Annotated in this window: 4 protein-coding genes; all 4 read right to left on the reverse strand. The window is 68.0% G+C overall.

Annotation, left to right across the window (positions count from 1 at the left end):
* Positions 1–29: 29 nt before the first annotated feature.
* Genes VEC57_05910 through VEC57_05925 form a run of 4 tightly spaced genes read right to left on the reverse strand, consistent with a single transcriptional unit; the run spans position 30 to position 2,886 of the window.
* Positions 30–590: a hypothetical protein gene (locus VEC57_05910; protein HYB98654.1), complete on the reverse strand. Its 561-nt coding sequence runs from the start codon at positions 588–590 to the stop codon at positions 30–32.
* The gene (locus VEC57_05915) at positions 587–2,182 is read right to left on the reverse strand and encodes an IS66 family transposase (protein ID HYB98655.1); all 1,596 of its coding nucleotides are present in this window, start codon (positions 2,180–2,182) and stop codon (positions 587–589) included. Before VEC57_05915 ends, VEC57_05910 begins: the two co-directional genes overlap by 4 nt.
* Before the next feature lie 6 nt (positions 2,183–2,188).
* Positions 2,189–2,572 carry an IS66 family insertion sequence element accessory protein TnpB gene (tnpB, locus tag VEC57_05920; protein ID HYB98656.1) on the reverse strand — a complete coding sequence of 128 codons (384 nt, stop codon included), beginning with the start codon at positions 2,570–2,572 and terminating at the stop codon, positions 2,189–2,191.
* 20 nt (positions 2,573–2,592) lie between these two features.
* The gene (locus tag VEC57_05925) at positions 2,593–2,886 is read right to left on the reverse strand and encodes a hypothetical protein (GenBank protein HYB98657.1); all 294 of its coding nucleotides are present in this window, start codon (positions 2,884–2,886) and stop codon (positions 2,593–2,595) included.
* Positions 2,887–3,021 lie beyond the last annotated feature (135 nt).

Here is a 3,021-nt window from a genome sequence, read left to right on the forward strand (position 1 = left end):
CGTAAGCGGTCCGCAGCCGGCGTCCTTGCTTATCGCGCAGCGCTGTGCAAGCTGGACGGAGCGGGTGGCGGAGCGGTTTCGGCGATGCATTCGACGAGGTTGAGCGCGGCGAGCATGAGGTACTTCTGCGTCTCTGTGTCGATGGTGAGCAGGCCGTGCTCGTTCAGGTGACCGTAGGCGTGGGCGAGGAGCCAGGGCTCGCGGTGATCGTCGATCGCGCCCTGTACGGCCCGCCGAAGCCGTCTCGGCGCCAGGCCCTGGGCCAGGCGCAATCGGTCCGTGAGGCGCTGCAGGCAGCGGTCTTGGGTGGCTTCGGTGATAAGGGGCCAGCGCCGGCCGGAACGCTTCATCGCCAGATGGGCGACGAACAGCAGGTTCAACAGCACCTCGATGGCGGCCAGGCTGGCGCCCATGCGCTGCTGCACCACAACCGAGGCCAGCAGGTTGGGCTGCTCGGCGAAGACTTCGTCGGCAAGCGCCAGGCGCTGCTGCGCGGTCATGGCACCCAGGGCCGCGGCCGCATCGGCAACAACCTCCTGCGACAGCGCGCAGCCGCTGCGGCTTCGTGCGCGACCGCCGGATCGGCTCATGGCACCGCCTCGTGCAGGTCCGAGCGCAACGGATTGCCCGCGAAGTGCTGCTTCCACAGCCGCGGCGTGAGCTCGGCCACGCGCGCGGCCGGATGCTGGCCGACGCGCTGCAGCACGTCCACCAGGTAGGTGTACGCATCGATGCCGTGCAGCCGGCAGGTGGCGATCAGGCTCTGCACGATGCCGGCGTGCTCGGCGCCGACCTCGCTCCAGCAGAAGAGCCAATTACGCCGCCCCATCGGAATGGGCCGCAGCGCGCGCTCCAGGTGATTGGTGTCCACCGGCACCGCGGCGTCGTCCAGGAACACCTTCAGCTGCGTGCGCCGCTCGCGCGCATAGGCCAGCGCCTTGGTCAGCGGACTGCTCGGCAGCAATCCCTGCCTGGCGAATTGCTCGTCCACCCACTCGAAGAAGCGCTCGACATGCGGCTTGGCATGACTGAGCCGGTGCAGCCCCTTGGCCTCGCCGGTGAGCTTGCGTTCGCGGATCTCGGTCTCGACCTCGTAGACCTGGCCGATCAGGCGCAGCGCCTCGTCGACGGCCTGCGGTTCGGCCTTCAATGCATTGAAGAAGCCACGGCGCATGTGGCTCCAGCACTGCGCGTGCGTCACGCCGGTCTTCTCGGCATAGCGGCTGTAGGCGGCATAGCCGTCGCTGAGCAGCACCGTGCCTTCGGCCGGCTTGTCGCCCAGCAACTCGACCACGTTGCAGTGCTTGCGCGAGTTGAAGTACGGGAAGCACACCTCGTCAAGTTCGCCGTACACCGGCCAGTAGAAGCCCGAGCGCATCTTGCCCGGCGCCAGCCGCCCGGCCTTGATCGACGTCTCGTCCGCCACCTTGACGCGGCTGCGCCGGATCGAGTCGAGCTGCGCCTCGTACACCGGCGCAAGCAGCTGCGCGGCCTGCTGCACCAGCTGCGTCAGCCATTGCCGGCTCAGCTTGAAGCCTGCGGCGACGAGGCGCTGGTGCTGGCGATACAGCGGCAGATGCCATGCGAACTTGTCCACCACGATGCCGGCGATGAAGCTCACGTCGGCCCGGCTGCCCTCGATCACACCGGCCGGCGCGGCCGGGCAGTGCAGCGTGAGCGTGTCCAGCCGCTTGATCACCGGGCGCACGTACTTCAGCACCACGTAGCTGCCCGGACGCTGCGCCAGTCGATGGCTGACCTTCTGGCCGATGACCTCGTACTGCTGGCTCGACAGTCCCGCGGCTTCCGGGTTCGCCACCTCGATGGTCACCACCGGAACCTTGGACTCGTCGAAGAACGGCGCACTCGACTGGTCGTCGGCGAAATCGCTGCGCGCGCGGCGGCGATGGTGTGCAGGCACGTGCTGCGTGGGCGTGTGCGTTACTTCGGCCGCAGCGGGCACGCCGGCCATCAACTCGCCCAGGTGCATCTGCTGCGCCGCGGGCAGCGGAGCGTACCGCTCGCTCTTCTGCCCGAAGATCTGGCGACGGAACCACTCGATCTGGCCTTGCAGCGACTCGATCTGCGCGGCTTGCGCGAGTACCATCTGCGCCAGCCGCTGCGGCTGCAGCAGCACCAGTTCGGCGGCATCGGGGACGCGGGCAAGCACGGCGGCGGACATCGAGCTTCATGCTACGCACGCCCCCGCGCCGACACCACGGGAATGCTCCGGATTGCCGTGTCGATAGCGCTTTAGGTAGCGCCGCGGCTCGATGCCTTCGAGCAGCAGCTTCAGCTGAGTGCAGTCGATCTCGTGCGTCTGCGCCCGGCTCCAATCGCCGATGAATTGGCCTTCCTCCAGCCGCTTGGCCCACACGCACCAGCCGCTGCGGTCAAAGTACAGAACCTTCACCTGGCCGCCGCGCCGGTTGACGAATACGTACAGGCCGCCGGCAGTCGGGTCTTCAGGGAAGGCGCTGCGCGCGATCGCATACAAGCCGTCGAACGACTTGCGCATGTCCACCGGATGGCCGTACAGGTACACCCGCACGCGGGATTCGGGGAAGAACATCGCCGCCTTGCCCCTGCGCCTCAGCGCCGAATGATCTGCAGCACCACGCCACGCCCCAAGTCCAGGCGCAGCTCCAGCACGCCCTCGGCGCCGCGCGACAAGTCCGGCAGGTCGCCCAGGTCGATAAAGCCCGCCGCGCTGGGCGATAGCGCAACGCTGGTGCCTCTTGGCTGTGGGGTCTGCCGTACCTGTACCGCCTGCATGCCGGATGACTGCAGCCGGTCCCGCCAGCGATAGAAGCTGCTCGCGCTCAGCCGCTCACGCGCACAGAACTCACGCACCGTCGTGCCCGCGGCAGCGAACCGCTCCAGCACTTGGCTCCACGTGCCCGCATCCAGCCGCCGCCTTCTCTGTCCACCCATCTCCTGTCCCTCGCGTGCCTTCGATGCGAGGCAGTGTCTGGGGCTTGAAGGTAGGTGGGAAGAACGCCGCGGGCTTGCCGCTTACGT

The sequence above is a fragment of the Candidatus Limnocylindrales bacterium genome, assembly GCA_035626395.1.
Taxonomy (GTDB): Bacteria; Desulfobacterota; Binatia; order UBA1149; family CAITLU01; genus DASPNH01.

Excerpts from the sequence above, each read along its gene's own strand:
- VEC57_05910 (HYB98654.1), bottom strand. The coding sequence starts at position 590 with ATGAGCCGATCCGGCGGTCGCGCACGAAGCCGCAGCGGCTGCGCGCTG.
- VEC57_05915 (HYB98655.1), bottom strand. The coding sequence starts at position 2,182 with ATGTCCGCCGCCGTGCTTGCCCGCGTCCCCGATGCCGCCGAACTGGTG.
- tnpB (HYB98656.1), bottom strand. The coding sequence starts at position 2,572 with ATGTTCTTCCCCGAATCCCGCGTGCGGGTGTACCTGTACGGCCATCCG.